Source organism: Bradyrhizobium sp. CCBAU 53351, assembly GCF_015291745.1.
Lineage (GTDB): Bacteria > Pseudomonadota > Alphaproteobacteria > Rhizobiales > Xanthobacteraceae > Bradyrhizobium.
In genome coordinates, this window is record NZ_CP030059.1 from 6,737,064 (window position 1) to 6,755,300 (window position 18,237).

Annotated in this window: 17 protein-coding genes; 6 read left to right on the forward strand and 11 right to left on the reverse strand. The window is 65.0% G+C overall.

Annotated elements, in window-relative coordinates; translation table 11 throughout:
* Positions 1-52: 52 nt before the first annotated feature.
* Positions 53-1,414 carry a hypothetical protein gene (locus tag XH83_RS32010; RefSeq protein ID WP_194404568.1) on the forward strand — a complete coding sequence of 454 codons (1,362 nt, stop codon included), beginning with the start codon at positions 53-55 and terminating at the stop codon, positions 1,412-1,414.
* On the opposite strand, the gene XH83_RS32015 is transcribed toward XH83_RS32010, so the two are convergent.
* Positions 1,411-2,499 carry a Zn-dependent alcohol dehydrogenase gene (locus XH83_RS32015; RefSeq protein WP_194404569.1) on the reverse strand — a complete coding sequence of 363 codons (1,089 nt, stop codon included), beginning with the start codon at positions 2,497-2,499 and terminating at the stop codon, positions 1,411-1,413. The genes XH83_RS32010 and XH83_RS32015 overlap by 4 nt on opposite strands.
* A gap of 45 nt (positions 2,500-2,544) precedes the next feature.
* Positions 2,545-4,329 carry an acyl-CoA dehydrogenase family protein gene (locus XH83_RS32020; protein WP_194404570.1) on the reverse strand — a complete coding sequence of 595 codons (1,785 nt, stop codon included), beginning with the start codon at positions 4,327-4,329 and terminating at the stop codon, positions 2,545-2,547.
* Between the two features lie 229 nt (positions 4,330-4,558).
* Between XH83_RS32020 and XH83_RS32025 the strand changes: the two genes are divergently transcribed.
* Positions 4,559-5,260 (forward strand): SDR family NAD(P)-dependent oxidoreductase, encoded by a 702-nt coding sequence (locus tag XH83_RS32025; protein WP_194404571.1) that lies wholly within the window; start codon positions 4,559-4,561, stop codon positions 5,258-5,260.
* A 120-nt stretch (positions 5,261-5,380) separates the two neighbouring features.
* Positions 5,381-6,211 (forward strand): enoyl-CoA hydratase, encoded by an 831-nt coding sequence (locus tag XH83_RS32030; RefSeq protein ID WP_194404572.1) that lies wholly within the window; start codon positions 5,381-5,383, stop codon positions 6,209-6,211.
* 58 nt (positions 6,212-6,269) lie between these two features.
* Here XH83_RS32030 and XH83_RS32035 read toward each other — a convergent pair whose 3' ends face one another.
* Positions 6,270-6,893 carry a GNAT family N-acetyltransferase gene (locus XH83_RS32035; RefSeq protein WP_194404573.1) on the reverse strand — a complete coding sequence of 208 codons (624 nt, stop codon included), beginning with the start codon at positions 6,891-6,893 and terminating at the stop codon, positions 6,270-6,272.
* A 67-nt stretch (positions 6,894-6,960) separates the two neighbouring features.
* Entirely contained in the window at positions 6,961-7,164 is a 204-nt protein-coding gene (locus tag XH83_RS32040; RefSeq protein WP_194404574.1) for a DUF1127 domain-containing protein, read from the reverse strand.
* Between the two features lie 110 nt (positions 7,165-7,274).
* Between XH83_RS32040 and XH83_RS32045 the strand changes: the two genes are divergently transcribed.
* Together XH83_RS32045 and XH83_RS32050 are read left to right on the forward strand one after the other, a co-directional pair.
* Positions 7,275-8,174 (forward strand): transcriptional regulator GcvA, encoded by a 900-nt coding sequence (locus tag XH83_RS32045; RefSeq protein ID WP_194404575.1) that lies wholly within the window; start codon positions 7,275-7,277, stop codon positions 8,172-8,174.
* A 140-nt stretch (positions 8,175-8,314) separates the two neighbouring features.
* Positions 8,315-9,646, forward strand: coding sequence for an MFS transporter (locus XH83_RS32050; RefSeq protein ID WP_194404576.1), 1,332 nt, complete (start codon positions 8,315-8,317; stop codon positions 9,644-9,646).
* A 51-nt stretch (positions 9,647-9,697) separates the two neighbouring features.
* On the opposite strand, the gene XH83_RS32055 is transcribed toward XH83_RS32050, so the two are convergent.
* From XH83_RS32055 to XH83_RS32065, 3 genes are read right to left on the reverse strand one after another with little or no spacing between them, the layout of a single operon-like run.
* Positions 9,698-10,111: a Rieske (2Fe-2S) protein gene (locus XH83_RS32055; protein ID WP_194404577.1), complete on the reverse strand. Its 414-nt coding sequence runs from the start codon at positions 10,109-10,111 to the stop codon at positions 9,698-9,700.
* Positions 10,111-11,220 (reverse strand): amidohydrolase family protein, encoded by a 1,110-nt coding sequence (locus XH83_RS32060; RefSeq protein WP_194404578.1) that lies wholly within the window; start codon positions 11,218-11,220, stop codon positions 10,111-10,113. Before XH83_RS32060 ends, XH83_RS32055 begins: the two co-directional genes overlap by 1 nt.
* Before the next feature lie 24 nt (positions 11,221-11,244).
* Complete coding sequence (locus tag XH83_RS32065) at positions 11,245-12,303, reverse strand: amidohydrolase family protein (protein WP_194404579.1); 1,059 nt, start codon at positions 12,301-12,303, stop codon at positions 11,245-11,247.
* Positions 12,304-12,447: 144 nt separating this feature from the next.
* Between XH83_RS32065 and XH83_RS32070 the strand changes: the two genes are divergently transcribed.
* The gene (locus XH83_RS32070) at positions 12,448-12,930 is read left to right on the forward strand and encodes a CinA family protein (protein ID WP_194404580.1); all 483 of its coding nucleotides are present in this window, start codon (positions 12,448-12,450) and stop codon (positions 12,928-12,930) included.
* A gap of 56 nt (positions 12,931-12,986) precedes the next feature.
* Here XH83_RS32070 and XH83_RS32075 read toward each other — a convergent pair whose 3' ends face one another.
* The 4 genes from XH83_RS32075 to XH83_RS32090 form a co-directional block, all read right to left on the reverse strand.
* Complete coding sequence (locus XH83_RS32075; RefSeq protein ID WP_246776362.1) at positions 12,987-13,283, reverse strand: DUF1488 family protein; 297 nt, start codon at positions 13,281-13,283, stop codon at positions 12,987-12,989.
* Positions 13,284-13,341: 58 nt separating this feature from the next.
* Complete coding sequence (locus XH83_RS32080) at positions 13,342-14,811, reverse strand: AMP nucleosidase (RefSeq protein WP_194404581.1); 1,470 nt, start codon at positions 14,809-14,811, stop codon at positions 13,342-13,344.
* Between the two features lie 87 nt (positions 14,812-14,898).
* On the reverse strand, positions 14,899-16,233 hold the full coding sequence (locus XH83_RS32085) for an HlyD family type I secretion periplasmic adaptor subunit (protein ID WP_194404582.1): 1,335 nt from the start codon (positions 16,231-16,233) through the stop codon (positions 14,899-14,901).
* Positions 16,230-17,978 carry a type I secretion system permease/ATPase gene (locus XH83_RS32090; protein WP_194404583.1) on the reverse strand — a complete coding sequence of 583 codons (1,749 nt, stop codon included), beginning with the start codon at positions 17,976-17,978 and terminating at the stop codon, positions 16,230-16,232. Before XH83_RS32090 ends, XH83_RS32085 begins: the two co-directional genes overlap by 4 nt.
* Positions 17,979-18,237 lie beyond the last annotated feature (259 nt).

An 18,237-nucleotide genomic window follows, 5' to 3' on the forward strand; every position in this document is an offset into this window, starting at 1 on the left:
GAAATTGCAGGTTACGGCTCAGGGCACCGCCCAATCCAGCACGAGTGATTGCGTGACAAAGGACACAATCGAGATAGGCGCGGTCGGTCAGCCCTGTCCTCGCGTCAATCCGGTCGAGACCGTGCCCGAGAGATGGCGCATTCCGATTGCCGTAGCCGTCGGGTGCGCGCTGATAGGCATCGCGCTCCGCTACCTCGCGCGGGAACACGCGACCGCCGACGCCGCTGAGTACATCACCTGGTATATCTTTGCGCGAGATCACGGCGTTGGCGGGCTCGCCGAGGCTTTCACCAACTACACGCCGTTTTACAGCTACCTCCTGCTGATCGCCACGAAGTTCGACTGGCTGGGCCAACCGCTCTCGCTCGTGAAGGCGATGTCGGCGGTATTCGAGCTCGGCTGCGCGGTCGTCGTAGCCGAGATGGTCTGGCGATTTACAAAGCTGCCCTTACGCGCGTCTCTCGCCTTCTGCGCGGTATGGCTTGCGCCGACGGTGCTCTTCAACGGCGCGATGTGGGCGCAGGCCGATTCGATCTGGACCTTCTTCGCGCTGGTCTCCGTGTCGATGTTCATGCGGGACCGAAATGGCGTTCTGCCATTCGCAGTCGGCTGCTCGGTGAAAGCCCAGGCCGTATTCCTGGGGCCGTTCGTGCTGGGCATGGTTCTGCGCCGCAAGCTCCACTTGGCGTGGCTCGCGGCTATTCCGGGAGTCTATGCGATCCTCGCCATTCCGGTCCTCGTCGCCGGCAGATCCCTGGTCTCCGTGCTCGGGATCTATCTCGGCCAGGCCAACACATTTCATCACCTGACCATGAATGCCGCGAACCTCTGGGTATTCGCTGGAGCAATGCCGTACGCGGTCGGCGTCGCCGCAGGCCTCGTGCTCGCCGCGATGAGCGGGCTTGCCCTGTCGATCTTCATCGCACAGTCCAAGCGGACGGGGCCGGAATTCATTCTGCTCGTCGCATGCGTATCGCTCATTCTGATGCCGTACCTGCTTCCCAAGATGCACGAGCGCTACTTCTACGGGTTCGAGCTGGCGTCCATCGCGCTGGCCTGCCTCAATCTGCGCTATGTGCCGTTCGCCGTGATCGCCCAAGTCGACGGCGTGCTGTCCTATCTCGCGTTCGAGAGCGGGATCGTCATGGGCCTGTTGCCGGCGGCGCTCTGCAACACCTTTCTGGTGTTCTACCTCGTGCTTGATCTCCGCAACGGCGAACGCGGATTTCGTTTTCCAAGACTGGCCTGGCTCGGCTTCATCGGGGCGACGGCGGGATTGTTCGCCTATCTGCTATTCACAGGTGCCGGCTTGAACATATCCCCCGTCTATATGGTCGCTGCGGGGCTTGCCGCGCTCATGACGCTGCTGCTCCTCAAGGAGTCGCGCTCCGCCTCGGCCGACGGTCCGGCCTAGCTGTCGAACACGATCACGCTGCGCAGCGTCTTGCCGGCCTTCATGTTGGCAAAGCCCTCGTTGATCTCGCTGAGCTTAAGCTTGGCCGAGATCCAGTCCTCGAGGTGCAGCCGGCCGCGCAGATAAAAATCCACCAGGCGCGGCATGTCGACGCGAAAATGGTTCGAGCCCATCGACGAGCCCTGGATCCTGCGCTCGCGCAGGAAGTCGAAGCCGTGGAGCTCGATCTTCTGGCCGAACGGGATCATGCCGACGATGGTGGCGGTGCCGCCGGAGGCAAGCATGCCGAACGCCTGCTCAGCGGTCTCCTTGCGGCCGAGCACCTCGAAGGAATGATGCACGCCGCCATTGGTGAGGTCGCGCACCTGCTTCACGACGTCGCCATCGGCGGGGTTGATGATGTCGGTGGCGCCCAGCTTGGTCGCGAGCTGGAGCTTTGCCGGGTTGGTGTCGATCGCGATGATGCGGCCGGCGCCGGCGATCTGCGCGCCGTTGATGGCGGCCATGCCGACGCCGCCGCAACCGATCACGGCGACAGTCTCGCCGGCGGTCACCTTCGCCGTGTTCACCACCGCGCCGTAGCCGGTGATGACGCCGCAGCCAATCAGCGCGGCGAGATCGAGCGGCATTTCCTTCCGGATTTTGACGATGGCGTTCTCGTGCACCAGCATCTGCTCGGCGAAGGACGACAGGTTCAGAAACTGGTGCAGCTTGTCGGGCTTCGACCATTGCATCCGGTTGGAGGCGCCGGGCAGCATCTTCACCGTGGTGTCAGTGCAGAGCACGGTGCGGCCGGTGGTGCAATTGTCGCAGGTGCCGCAGAATACCGACAGACAGGTGACGACGTGGTCGCCCGGCTTGACGTAGGTGACGTCGGAGCCGACCTGCTCGACGATGCCAGCGGATTCGTGGCCGAGCACCGCTGGCAGCGGATGCGGATAAAGACCTTCCATGAAGTGGAGGTCGGAATGGCAGAGGCCGGCGACCGCCGTGCGGATCAGGACCTCGCGCGGGCCCGGCTTCGGCAGGCTGACATCCTCGATGACGAGCGGCTGGTTGACTTCATAGAGGACGGCGGCCTTCATCGAGCACTCCCTATCGCTTCTTTTGGTTTGAGCGTGGAGCGCAGCCTACGCTGCCAGAACCAGTTCGCCAACCTCGCTCATGCCGGCGTTGCGATCGCCCAGCAGTAGCTCCGCGATCCTGGCTTGGGCCGCATTTTCCGTCAGCCGGAACGGGTCGTTCGGCAACACCCTGTGATCGACGACGAGCCGCGACAGCAGCAGCCGGCGCGCGTCGCCGCGCATCTCGTGAATGCGGTGCGCATCCCAGGCCAGCGCCACCGCGCTCGCGACATGATAGAGCAGGCTGGTGGCGCGACGCGCATCGGCCTCGTTCTCGGATTTCGCCGCGACCTCGCGCGCGAAACCTACGGCGCGGTCGACGAGACCGCGCAACGTGTCGCGCCAGGCCTGCGGCACGGACGCACTGTCGTCGAGCCGGGCATTCAGATCGGCGGCGAGTGCAGATTCGGCCCCATGGCGGCCGACCGCGCGGCGGAGTGCATCGATGGCGACGATGTTGCCGGTGCCTTCCCAGACCGAGCCGAGATGCGCATCGCGCAACAGGCGGGGCGTGGCGAATTCCTCGATATAGCCGATGCCGCCGCGCATCTCGAGCGCATCGCCGCAGACCTTTCGCGCATCGCGGGTGGCGCGGAATTTCAGCGTCGGGGTGAGGATGCGCAGCAGCGCCGCCGCGTCCTGGCTGCCGGCCTCGGCGCGGTCGAGCGCGTCCGCGGTGAGGAAGCTCATCGATAGCGCCTGCTCGACCGGCAGCATGATCTTCAGCATCTGGCGACGGCCGAGCGGCAGGTCGACGATGCGGCTGCCGAACACGACGCGGTTCTTCGCAACCGTCATGGCGTCATGATAGGCCCGGCGCATCAAGGCGGTGGATTTGACGCCGTTGGAGAGCCGCGACGAGTTCACCATCTCGGCCATCTGCACGAAGCCCCGGTCGAGCTTGCCGACCGCATAGGCGATCGCGCCTTCGAGCTTGATCTCGCCCGAGGCCATCGAACGTGTGCCGAGCTTGTCTTTGAGGCGCACGATCCGGTAGTGGTTCTGCGCGCCGTCATCGAGGAAACGTGGCATCAGGAACAGGCCGACGCCGCGCGTGCCGGGCCCGGCGCCTTCGGGACGCGCCAAGAGCATCACGACCTTGGCGTCGGCATTCGAGCAGAACCATTTTTCGCCGTAGAGCCGCCAATGATCGCCCTCCTGCACCGCGCGGGTGGTCAGCGTGCCGACGTCGGAGCCGCCCTCCTTCTCGGTCATGAACTGGCCGCCTTGCGTCAGCTTGCTCATGTCGGTCGAGGTCAGGCCATCGAGATATTTCGCCTTCAGCGGCTCGCTGCCGAAATTCGCCAAAAGCTTGGCGCAGCCATCGGTGACGTTGATCGGGCAACCCATGCCGAATTCGGTCTGGTTGAACAGGAAGGTGAAAGCGTGCTTGGCGACCACGGGATATTTGTCCGGCCAGCCCATGATGCCCTTGCGGATCGAAAGCGCATGGATGCCGAACTCGCCGAACGCGGCGTTCTCCAGCTCGCGATAGGCCGGGTGGTATTCGATCGACTGCACGTCGCGGCCGAACTTGTCGCGCTGATGCAGCATCGGCGTGTGCCGGTCGGCGAGTCGCGCGCATTCGTCGAGATGGCCGCCGGCGAGCTCGCCAAGGCGATCGAGATGCGGCTCGATGTGGCGAAACAGATTATCCGGCAGATGAATGCGGAGCAGATCCGTCAGCGCGGGATCGGCGCGGTAGAAATTCATGCCTGTGGTATCGGGCGCCAGCAGGCCGGATGGCTCGGCCGCGACGTCTTTCAGCTGTGCTGTGGCCGGCTTGTGCATGATCGCCCTCTTGGTTTCCGCCTTGCGGACATTTTGCGCTGATTTGGCGCTTGCCGCTTGAGATCATGTCGATCATGCTCCAGTCGCGGAGCGCGATAAAGCCGCAAATTGTCAGAGAGGCATGATCGCAACGGTGGAGCAACTCGCTCTGCGGAATTGTCATCGCCCCGACTGGTTGTTCGCGTAGGCATGCATAGATCAACGGCTCCCTGTCTCAAGAGATCACGCCATGGAACATCCGAAATACAAGATCGCCCTCATCGTCGGCGCCGGCGAAGGCCTCAGTGCGTCGCTGGCGCGGCTGCTCGCCGCCCAGAATATTCGCGTTGCGCTGGCTGCGCGAAAGATCGAGAAGCTTGGTGCGCTCTGTAGCGAGACCGGCGCGAAAGCCTATGCCTGCAACGCGGCGGAGCCGGAGGAGGTCGAGCGACTGTTCGGCCTCGTCGAGCGCGAGATCGGCACGCCCGACCTCGTGGTCTACAATGCCAGCGGCCGCACGCGCGGACCGTTCGTCGACCTTGTCCCGGCCGACGTCGCCAATGCCATCGCGGTCAGTGCCTATGGCGGCTTCCTGGTAGCGCAGCAGGCAGCCAAGCGCATGCTGCCGAACAAGCACGGCGCGATCCTGTTCACCGGCGCTTCGGCAAGCGTCAAGGGCTATGCACAGTCGGCCTCCTTCGCGATGGGCAAGTTCGCGCTGCGCGGGTTGGCACAGAGCCTGGCGCGCGAGCTGTCGCCGCAAGGCATTCACGTCGCGCATTTCGTGATCGACGGTGGCATCCGCAGCGCAGCGCGGACGGAAGCCGCGGACAAGCCGGATTCGATGCTCGATCCCGATGCGATCGCGCAGAGCTATTGGAGCGTCTTGCAGCAGCCGCTCAGCGCCTGGAGCTGGGAGCTCGAGCTGCGCCCCTGGGTGGAGAAGTTTTAAGGGCGAGCTGCCGTAGGGTGGGCAAAGGCGCAAAGCGCCGTGCCCACGATCTCCTCGAAATTGCGTAAAAGACGTGGGCACGCTTCGCTTTGCCCACCCTACAGAAGTCAGGGAGGCAACATGACCACCGAAACCACCATCGACACCGGCACCAATGAGCTCCTCTGCGTCATCCGTGACCGCGTCGCCATCATCACGCTGAACAGGCCGGAGGCGCGCAACTCGCTGTCGGATGCGCTGACGCCGGCGCTGCGCACGATGATCCGCAGCTGCGGCGAAAATCCTGGTGTCGGCGCGCTGCTGCTCACCGGCGCAGGCGATGCCTTCTGCGCCGGCGGCAACGTCAAAGGCATGGGCGCGCATCGCGACCCGAAGAAGCTGGAGATGTCGCTGGAGGATCGTATCGCCGATCTGCAGGAGCGGCAGCGGCTGCTCACGGGCGCGCTGGTGTCGGTGCGCAAGCCGACCATCGCCGCCCTGCCCGGCCCCGCGGTCGGCGCCGGGCTCGCCATCGCCATGGCCTGCGACATCCGCATCGCCGCGCAATCCGCCTTCGTTGCGACCGGCTATGCCCGCATCGCGCTTTCCGGCGATTACGGCATCGCCTGGCTGCTCACGCGCCTCGTCGGCACCGCGCGGGCGCGCGAATTGATGTTCACCGGCGACCGCGTCGATGCCGCCCGCGCCGAGGCCATCGGCCTCGTCAACCGAATCGTGCCCGACGACAAATTGCAGGCTGAGGCGTTTGCATTGGCGAAGTCGCTCGCCGACGGCCCGCGCCTCGCGCTGCGCTACATGAAGGACAATCTCGACGAGGCCGTGCTGTTCGACTTCGAGACCGCCCGCGACCACGAGGCCGAGCGGCTGGTCCGCCTGACCACGACCGCCGATCACAAGGAGGCGGTGCAGGCGTTCATCGAGAAGCGCAAGGCGGTGTTCACGGGGAAGTAGGCGTTGGAGCCACAAAAAAAGCCCGGCTCTGTTGACCAGAGCCGGGCTCTCAGTGGTGTCAGGCCGAGGCTGAGGGGCGTTCGGCCTGACGGGAAAGCGCGGCGAGGCGCCAGCTCGCACAGGGAATGTCCTTCGGTGCGACCGAGATCTCCTTGTCGAAGCGCACCAGCTTCCAGTCATCGGGGTGATTGACGAAGGCGAAGCCGGACTTGCGGGCGAGCGAGACCATGGTCTCGTTGGAACGCAGCGTCTCTCCGAACATGTGCTCGGCACCGAGCGCAGCCGCGCGGCATTCGAGATTCTTCATCAGCGCGGTGGCGATGCCGCGGCCCTGCCAGCGGTCGCCGACCGACAGGCCGAATTCGAGCGTCGCGGTTTCCGGGTGCAGCGCGTAGCGCGCTTCGGAGACGATGGTCTCGAAGCCGTCGACAACCAGGGTCGCGACGACAGTGAAGCGATCGCGCTCACCGATGTCCAGGAAATCGCGCAGCAATCCTTCCGGCAATTCGCTGATGGCGCCAAAGAAACGGTTGTAGCGGGAGCGGGTCGAGAGCGAACGGAAGTAATGCTGCAGCTCGTCGGTGTCGCGCGGCTCTGCGAAGCGAACGTTCAGCGCCTCGCCATGCCGGGTGCGCAACGTGTCCGAATATTGCTTCAGGTCTTCCAGGCGGAGAGTGCTCATGACATGCCCAAAAAGAAGAGGGACCGCCGGCGCCCCTGTGCTCAGGCGGCGCCGGCCTAGCGGCCAATCAGGCCCGCCAGAAGGGTTTGTCGGCCTCATAGGCGATGTCGCTCCAGGACAGTCCGACGTCCTGGAGATCACGCGCGGTCCATTGGGTGAGCTCGCGCCTGTTGCGATAGCGCTCGTGCCACAGATGGAGGGTCTCGCTGACCTGCTGGATCAGGCCTGGCGCATGATGATTTGTCATCGAGGTGTGGGTCAAAGTAGACATCTTGAGCTCCTAGAGCTAACTTGACCGCTAATATCTGCTTCCTACCGCACTGCGACAAACGACAATTTGTACCCTTTCGCATGAAATAACGTCATGTATCCTGCTGCCAAATGACAGCCAGATTGCCGTCCCTGAACGGCTTGCGGGCGTTCGAGGCCGCCGCGCGCCATCTCAGCTTCACGCTGGCGGCCGCCGAGCTGAACGTGACGCAAACCGCGATCAGCCATCAGATCCGCAGGCTCGAGGAGGAGCTCGGCATCCGCCTGTTCATCCGGCAGAACCGCGCGCTGGCCCTGACGCCGGAGGCGCGCGACTATCTGCCGGGCGTCCGCGCCGCCTTCAACGACCTCCGGCTTGCGACCGACCGCCTCTTGCGCAAGGACGACGACAAGGTGCTGACGGTGTCGACGCTGGCCTCGCTCGCGGCAAAATGGCTGCTGCCGCGGCTGACGGATTTCCAGGAGCAGCATCCCGGCATCGACGTCCGCATCACCACTTCGACCAGTCTCGTCGATTTCCAGCGCGACAATGTCGATGCGGCGATCCGCTACGGCCGCGGCCAATGGCCGGGCCTGCGCGCCGACTGGCTGATGGCGGACGAGTTGTTTCCGGTGTGCAGTCCTTCGCTGCTGCGCGGCGACAAGCCGCTGCGCCGTCCTGAAGACCTGCGAGACCATCCGCTGCTGCACACCTCGAACGCCAACAGCGACGACTGGCGGCTATGGCTGACGGCAGCGGGCCTGCCGGCCGACATCGCAAAGCACCCCGGCATCACCTTCGACATGATCTTCATGACCATCCAGGCCGCCATCGACGGCATCGGCGTAGCGATGGGACGGACCTCGTACGTCCGGGACGACATTGCCAAGGGCCGGCTGGTAGTCCCCTTCAAGATCGCGCTGCCGACCGATGCCGGCTTCTACCTGGTCGCACCGGAAGGCCGCCGGGAGGCGCCGAAGCTGACCGCGTTCCGCCAATGGCTAATTGCTGCGACGCAAAATAAGGCCTGAAAAATCAGCAGCTTCCTCCGCAAAACGGGATTGACTCGCCGCGTCCCGCGCGGGAAGAGGCGTGGCAGATTGTCGCAGTCTGTCGCCTGACCGTGAGATGACGTCCCGGTCCGGCCACGCCTTCCCAGGGGAGCAACGCCATGGCTGGACCGGCCACCTCGACCAATCCGCCCGCGATCAAGTCGCGCATCGGCGCGATCCTGCGCGCAACATCAGGCAATTTCCTCGAGCAGTTCGACTTCTTCCTGTTCGGCTTCTATGCCGCCGCCATCGGCAAGGCGTTCTTCCCGTCCTCCGACGAGACCGCGTCCCTGCTCAACACGTTCGGCGTGTTCTGGCTCGGCGCCTTGATGCGGCCCGTCGGCGCGATCGTGCTCGGGGCCTATATCGACCGGATCGGCCGCCGCCAGGGCCTGATCGTCACGCTCGGCATCATGGCCTTCGGCACCGTGGTGATCGCGTTCTGCCCGAGCTATGCGACCATCGGCATCGCGGCGCCGGTCATCGTGCTGATCGGCCGCCTGCTGCAGGGCTTCTCCGCCGGTGTCGAGCTGGGCGGCGTCTCGGTGTATCTCGCCGAAATCGCAACGCCCGGCAATCGCGGCTTCTACACCTCGTTCCAATCGTCGAGCCAGCAGGTCGCGATCTTCGTGGCCTCGATCCTCGGCTACATCCTGTCCGAGGTGATGCCGGCCGACACCGTCGCCGCCTGGGGCTGGCGTATTCCCTTCTTCGTTGGCTGCCTGATCATTCCCCTGATCTTCGTCCTGCGGCGGACGCTCGAGGAGACACCGGCCTTCCTCGCCATGAAGAAGCACCCGACGGCGAGCGAAGTGTTCGCCTCCGCGCTCGCCAACTGGCGCATCGTCGTCCTTGGCATGATGATCGCGATCCTGACCACGACGACGTTCTACTTCGTCACCGTCTACACGCCGACCTTCGGCAAGACCGTGCTGAAGCTGTCGACGCAGGATGCGCTGCTGGTCACGTTGCTCGTCGCTGTCACCAACTTCTTCTGGAATCCGGTCGGCGGCGCGCTCTCCGACCGCATCGGCCGCAAGCCGGTGCTGATCGCGATCGCCAGCCTGTCGCTGGTGACGGCCTATCCGGCGCTGCACTGGCTGGTGGCGGCGCCGAGCTTCGGCAAGCTGCTCGCGGTCGAGATGATGTTCTCGTTCTATTTCGGCGTCTACAGCGGCACCATGCTGGGGGCGCTGGTCGAGATCGTGCCGGCGCATGTGCGCACCACCTGCTTCTCGCTCGCCTTCGCGCTCGCCGCCGCCTTGTTCGGTACCTTCACCCCGCTTGCCTCGACTTGGCTGATCGAGCGCACCGGCGACAAGGCCTCGCCCGGCTTCTGGCTGATGTTCGCCGCGCTGCTCGGCATCATCGCGGCGTCGACGGTGTATCGTGGCGGCGGCAAGGCGGTGCCGACTTATGATGCGGTGGCGGAGCCGGTTGCGGGGCATTAGCTGGATGTCGTTCCGGGGCGCCTCGCATCGCCCCGGAATGACGGCGAGCGCCTACAGCTCCACCACCACGTAATCGCTCTCGACCCGTACCGGGATCGTCTCCGCGACATACGGGCCCTTCACCACGCTCGCGCCCGGCTCGACATGGGCCGGATAGGCCTTCACGCGGAAGCGGCGGGGGTCGCAATAGGATTGGCCGGTGCGGATGTCGAACTCCCAGCCGTGCCAGGGGCAGCGGATGATCTCCCCGAGCTTGGTGTATTCGATCTCACCGGGCTCCTTTGACTGGGCAAGGCCAATCAACGGGCCCTCGCACAGCGCCGCGCCCTGATGCGGGCAGCGGTTCATCAGGCCGAAATATTCGCCCTTGATGTTGAAGACCGCGATCGGCCGTCCGTCGATCTCGAGGAATTTTCGCGTGCCCGGTGGCAGTTCATCCACGGCGGCAATCACATGACGCGCCATCAAGCCAGTCCATACAGCTTCTGCGCATTGCCGAGATAGAATGCCGCCCGGTTATCCTCGCTGACGCCCGCCGGCAGAACGCGCGACGGCTCGTCGTAGTCCCAATGCGGATAGTCAGTCGCGAACAGCAGCCGGTCCCAGCCGATCCAGTTGATGACGTCGAACAGATCCTCGCGCCTTTCAGGATCCTCCATCGGCTGCGTGGTCCACCACACCTGCTCGCGGATATATTCCGAGGGCGGCCGTTTGACATGCGGGACTTCGCTCCTGAGCCTCTGCCAGGCCTTGTCGAGCCGCCAGGCCAGCGACGGCGCCCAGCCGAAGCCGGCCTCGATCATCACCATCTTCAGTTTCGGGAAGCGTTCGAACACGCCTTCCAGCACGAGGCTCGCCAGCGCCGATTGCTGGCACTGCGAGTGACCCACCATCTCCTCGATGTAATAGGACGGCCAGCCCGAAGGCGTGATCGGATTTCCGCCGAAGCCGAAGGCGTGAACGCCGACAGGGAGTCCCGCTTCTTCCGCAGCCTGATAGATCGGCCAATAGCGGCGCTGACCGAGCGGCTCGACATTGCGGCTGAGCAGCAGCACCTGTACGAAGTTCTTGTCGCCGGCGCGCTCGCGGATCTCCGCGGCGGCCGACAGGCCGTCCTCATTGCCGACGACGATGGACGCCTTCAGCCGCTTGTCCTTGCTGGTCCATTTGTCGATCTGCCAGTCGTTGATCGCCGAGCACAGCGCAGCCGACAGCTCGTGATTGCGGATGCCCTGCCCGGTGTTGAGCGGATTGAGCACGCCCAGTTGCACGTTGTTGGGATCGAGCAGCTGCTTCTGCATGAAGGACAGCGAGGAGCCCTGCGGCCCTCCCTCGGGCGGATAGGCATCGCGGCGCGAGGCGTTGGGCTGGGCCTTCGGGTAGGGCGGGCCTTCCATCATGCCCTGATAGGCATGGACGCCGTAGATTTCGAGATGATGCTGCCAGCGTTTGGCGAGATAGGGATAGAGTTCGGTGCGGGTGGCGCGAGCCGGATGGATGTCGCAGTCCGCGATCGCGGTTTTGACGGCCAGTGGGGAAGCGGCTTCTTGGTTCTCGCGGAACTGAATATTCATCGCCTTGCCTCCTCTGGCAGCGGCTCATTTCAGGCGGGGATAGGTTGCATGCGGATTGTCGATCATGATCTTGCGCACGAGATCGGGGGACAGACCTTCGGGCAGCGCGTCCTGGCCATCGAATTGCCAGTGCGGATAGTCCGTGGAGAATAAGACCAATTCGTCGGACTGCATATGATCAAACAGGCGATTTAATGTCGCCTCGTCCGGCGGTGCATCAAACGGCTGTAACGAGAAGCGGATGTTGCTGCGCACAATGTCCAGCGGCGCACGATCGACCCAGGGCGTTTCCATCCGCACCCCGCGCCAGAATTTGTGCAGGCGCCAGAGATAGGGCGAGATCCAGGAGACACCCGACTCCAGCATCACCATTTTCAGCCGCGGATATTTGGTGAACACGCCTTCGACGATCAGGCTGGTGAGCTGGGTCTGGAACGCCTGGGCCTGACCGACATAGTCCTCGATGTGGTAGGAACCCCATCCCACGGCGGTCGGCGGATTGTGATAGGCGGAACCCGCGTGGATGCCGATTGGCAGTTCCAGCCGTTCCGCGGCCTCGTAGATCGGCCACAGCGCGCGCTTGCCGAGCGGGGTGTCGCCCATGACCAGCATCAGCACTTGAACGAAGCGCTTGTCCTGCGCACAGCGCTCGATCTCGGCCACGGCCTTCTCGACGCCTTGCGTGGGAATCACGATCGAGCCGCGCAGCCGCGGATCGCGATCGAGCCACTCTTTCACGAGCCAGTCGTTCAACGCGCGGCAGAAGGCCGCCTGCATGTCTTCGGAGAACACCATCTGCACGCCGTAAAGCGGATTGCAGATGGCATAGCTGAGCTGGAACGGATCGAGCACATGACGCTGCATGTCCTCCAGGTTCTCGCCGGGCTTGCCGCTCTCGGGGCGCCAGTCCGGTCGCGCCGTGATCGGCGACCTCTCCGGGTAGGATTGCGAGATGAGGTCGACCATGCCGCGCGTCGTCACCTGATCGCGCCAATAATCGTTCAGGTAGGGCAGCAGGCTGGTCAGATGCGGCACGGCCGGATGCACATCGCAATCCACCCCGCCGGCGATCAGGGACGCCATGACGTCTCCCTTCTCACGTTTCCTCGCACGTCTTTTTGTCCCCGCCATTCAAGCAGGCCTGCCGGTCGCCCGCAACTCGGCCAGAGCTGCTGGCATATGCTAGGAAGGCGCAGCTCGGTTGCGGAGACATCGGAGGTTCAGGGAATGAAAGAGCTCGTCGGCATTGCGGACCAGGTTGCCGCCAAACTGATCGCGCGCAAACAGACCATTGCGGTGGCGGAATCCTCCACCGGCGGCCTGATCGCGGCGAGCCTGCTCGCGGTGCCCGGCGCGTCCGCCTATTTCCTCGGTGGCGCGGTGGTCTACACCCGCGATGCCCGGCGCGTGCTGATGGATATTTCGGACGAAGGAATGAGGGGCTTTCGCTCCTCATCCGAGCCCTACGCGCAGCTGCTGGCCGGGCAGATGCGAACGCGCTTTGGCAGCGATTGGGGCCTGTCCGAGACCGGCGCCGCCGGCCCCACCGGCAACCGCTATGGCGATGCAGCCGGCCATAGCTGCATGGCGGTTGCGGGGCCTGCGTCAGAGGTGATGACGCTGGAGACGGGCAACAACGACCGGTTCGGCAACATGCAAATGTTTGCGGCGACGGCGCTGAGGTTGTTGTTGAGGAAGCTGGGGGAGTGACGCTGGTGCGGGATTCCCCGCCTTCGCGCGGAATGACAGCAGCGAGTATGGCGACGTCACCGCCCCAAATGCCGCATGAAGATCCGCACCACATAGCCCTGCACTCGCGGCGCCTCGTCATAGATATCCGACGCGATCCGCTCGATGGTCTCGCGCAGCGACAGGAATTGCGCCTGGCGGGCGCTGCTTTCGGTGCCCTGCATGCCCGCGAGCTCGTCCATCGCCGCGTCGCTGATCTGGCATTGCACCGCCTCGCCGTCGTTCAGCATGGTGAAGCGAAAGGCCAGCCGTTCAAGGTCATGGCCAATGATCTTGTCGCGCGTCAGTGGCATCAAGTCGTCCCGGTCGAGCACCCCCGCCGGACAATGCTGAAAATCGCTCCGATTGTCAGCAGCAAAGAGCAATCTCGCCCTACTGGAACGCGACTTCGGCGAAACTGCGGAGCTTTCGCGAATGCAGCCGCTCCGATTCCTGCTGCTTGAGCCGCTCCAGCGCCTTCAGCCCGATCTCCAGATGCTGGCCGACGCGGCGGCGGTAAAACTCGCTGGCCATGCCCGCGAGCTTGATCTCGCCGTGCAGCGGCTTGTCGGAGACGCAGAGCAGCGTGCCGTAGGGCACGCGGAAGCGGTAGCCATTGGCGGCGATCGCGGCCGATTCCATGTCGAGAGCAACGGCGCGCGATTGCGACAGGCGGCGAATCACCTCAGGGCCCGAGATCTCCCAATTGCGATTGTCGACGCTCGCCACCGTCCCCGTGCGCATCAGGCGCTTGAGCTCGAAACCTTCGAGGCCGGTGACGTCCTCGACCGCCTCTTCGAGCGCGACCTGCATCTCGGCCAGCGCCGGAATCGGCACCCATAGCGGCAGCTCGCGGTCGAGCACGTGATCCTCGCGCACATAGCCGTGCGCGAGCACGTAGTCGCCGAGCCGCTGCGTGTTGCGCAGGCCCGCGCAATGGCCGAGCATCAACCAGGCATGCGGGCGCAGCACGGCGACGTGGTCGGTGACGTTGCGCGCGTTGGACGGGCCCGTGCCGATGTTGATCAGGGTGATGCCGCGGTAGTGCGGCGCGACCAGATGGAAGGCCGGCATTTGCGGTGCGCGAATAGGCGCGGTGCCGCTGATGGCGCCGCCATTGCGCATGATGATGTTGCCTGGCGCGACGAAGGATTCGAGTCCGGCCTCACCGGACTGGAGCCGCTCCTGGCAGGCCTGCGCAAAGGCGTCGACATAGAACTGGTAGTTGGTGAAGATGACGAAGTTCTGGAAATATTCGGGATCGGTGCCGGTGTAATGATAGAGCCGGCGCAGCGAGTAATCGACGCGGGCGGCGCGGAACAGCGACAGCGGCTCGGGCGCGCCGGGCTTGAGCTCGAACGTGCCGTCGGCGATGGAATCGTCCATGGTCGAGAGATCAGGCACGTCGAACGCATCGCGCAGCGATCGCGTCACGGGCGAGTTCTCGCTGGTGGTGATGGCGGCCTCGATGTTGATGTCGCGGCGATAGGCGAAGTGGATCGGGATCGGCTCGTTGGACTCACCGATCTCGACGGGCACGCCGTGATTCTGGATCAGGAGTCCGATCTGCTCGACGAGATAGCTGCGGAACAGATCCGGCCGCGTCACGCTGGTTTCATGCACGCCGGGCCCGGCGACGAAGCCGTAGGCGAGACGCGAATCCAGCCGCGCATGCGTCGCGGTGGTGATGCGCACGAAGGGATAATAGGCCCGCACCCGCGTCGTGATCGCCTCGCCGCCGACATAGGCCTCGAACCGGTCGCGCAGGAACTTTGTGTTGCGCTCGTAGATCTCCTCGAGGCGGGCGACGGCAAGGGATGCGTCGGAGAAGGATTCGGTGGCGATAACGGGGAGAGATTGCATGGTTCGACCGGCCGGGTTTCTGTTTGCAATGCCAGTATAGCAAACTGGCGGCCAAATCGTCATTGCGAGAGGACGCGCTTTCGCGCGTCACTTCTCCCTGAACGCCCGCATCAGCTGGTCATGCAGCGGCTTCATCAGATAGGACAGCATGGTGCGGTCGCCGGTCTGGACGAAGGCTTCCACGGGCATGCCGGGAATCATCTTGACGTCGCCGAGGCGGGCGATCTCTTCGGCCGGCATCGTGACGCGGATGGTGTAGTAGCTCTGGCCGGTGCGCTGGTCGGTGGTGACGTCGGGCGAGACGCGGCTGACGAGGCCATTGAGCTCGGGCGTCGTGCGCTGGTTGAAGGCGGAGAGGCGCAGCAGCGTCTTCTGGCCGATCTGGAGCTTGTCGATGTCGACCGGGTTGACCTTGGCCTCGACCTGGAGATCGTCCGCCTGCGGCACGATCAGCATGAGCGCGTCGCCGGCGGTGACGACACCGCCAACCGTGTGCACATTCGATTGCAGCACCATGCCGTCCTGCGGCGCGCGGATGTCGATGCGGCGAAGCTGGTCTTCAGCCGCGACCTTGCGCTCGATCAGCTCGCCGATCTTGTCGTTGGTCTCGCGCAGATCCTTCGAGACCTCGCTCACCACGTCCTTGTCGACCTGGATGATCTGCAGCTCGGTCTCGGTGATCTTGCCCTTGGCCTGCGCGCGCGAGGCGATGTACTGCGCGCGCTCGCCGTTGAGGCGCGCCGAGTCGCGCTCGAGCTGGGTCAGGCGCGAGATCTGCACCAGACGCTTGTCATAGAGCTCCCGCACGCCGGTGAGCTCGTTCTGCACCAGCGCGATCTCCTGGTCCTTGGCCTTCTCCTGGGCGCTGAGACCGGCGATCTCCTCGTTGAGCTGCGTGATGCGCTCGCGCAACTGCGCCTTCTGTCCGGCGCGGCCGTTGACGCGGACGTCGAACAGCTTGGTTTCGGCGGAGAGCAGCAGCTTGACGTCGGGATCGCTGGCGCGATCGAGCAGGCTTTGCGGAAATTCGATCCTGTCGACGCCGCGCTGCTCGGCCTGCAATCGCGCCGCGCGCGCCTGCGCAGCGTCGAGATTCTTGCTGACGATGGCAAGGTTGGCCTTGGTGACGGTGTCGTCGAGCCGCACCACGATGTCACCGGCCTTGACCAGATCGCCGTCGCGGGCGCGCACCTCGCCGACCACGCCGCCGGTCGGATGCTGCACCTTCTTGACGTTGGATTCGACCACGATCTGCCCCGGCGCGATCAGCGCGCCCGAGATCAGCACGGTGGACGCCCAGCCGCCGAGACCGACGACCAGGACCAGCACGATGCCAAGTCCGAGCAGGAGGTGAAACTTGATCGAGTCCCGAACGGTCTTCCTCGCTGCGGGCTTCGGACCGCCGATGGCCATCGTGCTCATGGTTTAGCCACTCCGCCTTCGCTGACGATCTTGATCGGTGCCGGCGGTGTCACGCGCGGCTGCAGCACCTGGGCGAGCACCTGATCCTTCGGGCCGAACGCCTGCATGCGGCCGTCGCGCAGCACCAGGACCTGGTCGACCGCCTCGACGCCGATCGGGCGGTGCGCCACCACGATGACGATGGCGCCGCGCTCGCGCGCGGCGCGCACGGCGCGGGTCAGCGCCTCATCGCCTTCGGTGTCGAGGTTGGAGTTGGGTTCGTCGAGCACGATCAGGAAGGGATTGCCGTAGAGCGCGCGCGCCAGCGCCACGCGCTGCGCCTGGCCCGCCGAGAGCGCGGTGCCCTGCTCGCCGACTTGCGTGTTGTAGCCCTCGCGCATCTTGATGATCATCTCGTGCACGCCGGCTTCCTTCGCCGCCGCGATGATGCCGTCGGACGTCGCCTCGGGATCGAACCGGCTGATGTTCTGGGCGATGGTGCCGCCGAACAATTCGACGTCCTGCGGCAGATAGCCGATGTGGCGGCCGAGCGCGTCGGACGACCATTGATCGAGCGCCGCGCCGTCGAGCCGCACCTTGCCGCGCACCGGCTGCCAGACCCCGACCAGCGCGCGGATCAGCGACGACTTGCCGGAGCCGCTCGGGCCGATCACGCCGAGGCCGTTGCCGGCGGTGAGCGCGAAGGTGATGTCCTGCACGATGAGGCGCTGATCGCCGGGCGGCACCATGGCGACGCCTTCGACCGAGAGCCGGCTGGTGGGCGCCTGCAGCTGGGTCGGCATCGTCTGCGCCGGCATCTGCTCGAGGAGGCGCGTGAGGCGGTGCCAGCTCTGGCGTGCCGCAACGAAGGATTTCCAGTGCGCGATGGCGAGATCGACCGGCGCCAGCGCGCGGGCGGAGAGGATCGAGCCGGCGATGATGATGCCGGCCGTCGCCTCCTGGTGGATGACGAGATAGGCACCGACCGCGAGCACGGCCGATTGCAGCATCATGCGCAACACCTTCGCGACCGCGCCGAGGCCGCCGGCAACGTCGCTGGCGCGCTGATTGCCCGCGAGATATTTTTCGTTGGCCTCGCTCCAGCGCGCGTTCATCCGGCCGGCCATGCCCATCGACACCATGACTTCGGCGTTGCGGCGGCTGGCCTGCGCGAGATCGTTGCGCTGGGCGGCAAGGCCCATCGCCTCCTTCGCCGGCTGGCGGGACATGAACTCGGTGACCAGCGTCAGGCCGACCAGGATGATGGCGCCGACCAGAGCGGTGACGCCGATCATGACGTGGAAGGCGAAGCAGATGGCGAGATAAAGCGGCAGCCAGGGCAGGTCGAAGAACGCGCTCGGGCCCATGCCGCCGAGGAAGGAGCGGACATTGTCGAGATCGCGCAGCGGCTGGAGGCCTTCGTTGCGACTGCCGACCAGCAGCGGCAGGCGCACGACGGTGTCGAACACGCGCTTGTTGAGCGCCTCATCCAGCGCGGTGCCGATCCGCCCCAGGATCCGGTTGCGGATCATGTCGAGCACGCCCTGCGCCATGTAGAGGAAGCTGGCGAGGATGATGAGGCCGACCAGGGTGGGAATGCTGCGGCTCGGCAGCACCCGGTCGTAAACCTCCAGCATGAAGATCGACCCGGTCAGATAGAGCAGGTTGATCATGCAGCTCATCAAGCCGACGCCGATGAACGCCGTGCGACAGGCGCGCAAGGCGTCACCGAGCTCTGAACGGCGGACGCCAGGACCGGCTGCCATCAGTCTGATCTCTTTCGGCTGGGGGGCAAAGCCCCTGATTTCACGGGCAATTCAGGCTACTCGCCCCGGATTAACATCATGTTGGCGCGGCGTCCAACGCGGGCCGAGTTCATCCAGAACCCCCGAGGCCACATCTACCCCTGATGGCCCATCACGCAAGTCCGGTATTTCACAGTCTTTGCGGCTTTTTGGTGCAGCGACCGCCGCCTCTGCCCAGCAATGAGAGGCGGCAAGTTCCGATCGGTCGAACCGGGCGGCT